This is a genomic window from Mesorhizobium sp. M7A.F.Ca.CA.001.08.2.1 (genome assembly GCF_003998455.1).
GTDB classification, from domain to species: Bacteria; Pseudomonadota; Alphaproteobacteria; order Rhizobiales; family Rhizobiaceae; genus Mesorhizobium; species Mesorhizobium ciceri.
Genome location: NZ_RZPW01001377.1, coordinates 1 through 649, shown reverse-complemented (window position 1 = coordinate 649; position 649 = coordinate 1). Strand labels below are relative to the sequence as shown.

Here is a 649-nt window from a genome sequence, read left to right as displayed (position 1 = left end):
AGCCGGAGTCAACCGATTGAAAGCCGGCGCGGTCCACCGCGCCGGCTTTTTTCATGGGGAAAGCAGATCCGGCGTTGCCCTGGATGAATCCCTGGCGATTCCCTTTGATCGCACAAAGCCCTAAACTGCCGACATGACCGAATCAAAATCCATGATCCTCGGCTGCGCCGGGAAATCGCTCACCCGCGAAGAAATCAATTTCTATCGCAATGAATGCCCGTGGGCCTTCATCCTGTTTGCGCGCAACATCGGCGAGACCGAACAGATCCGCGATCTGGTCGCCGAGATGCGAGACTGCATAGGGCGTCCGGACGCGCTGGTGTTCATCGATCAGGAAGGCGGCCGTGTGCAGCGCTTGCGGCCGCCGCTGGCGCCGAACTATCCAGCCGGCGGCGCGCTGGGCGCGCTGTGGCGCGACGATCATGATGCCGGCGCCCGCGCGGCCTGGCTGATGGCGCGGCTGCATGCTTTCGACCTGTTACGCTACGGCATCACAGCCGATTGCCTGCCGGTGCTCGACGTGCCGATCGAAGGCGCCAGCGATGTCATCGGCGCGCGTGCCTACGGCAAGGACCCGCGACCGGTGATCGAGCTCGGCCGTGCAGCCGCGGAAGGGCTGATATCGGGCGGCGTGCTGCCGGTCATGAAG

The 649-nt window shown here is 64.3% G+C and carries 1 protein-coding gene; it reads left to right on the top strand.

Annotated features, from left to right (window positions below):
* Positions 1-133 precede the first annotated feature (133 nt).
* On the top strand, positions 134-649 hold a 516-nt coding region (locus EN914_RS37505), incomplete at its 3' end, for a glycoside hydrolase family 3 N-terminal domain-containing protein (protein ID WP_164779273.1).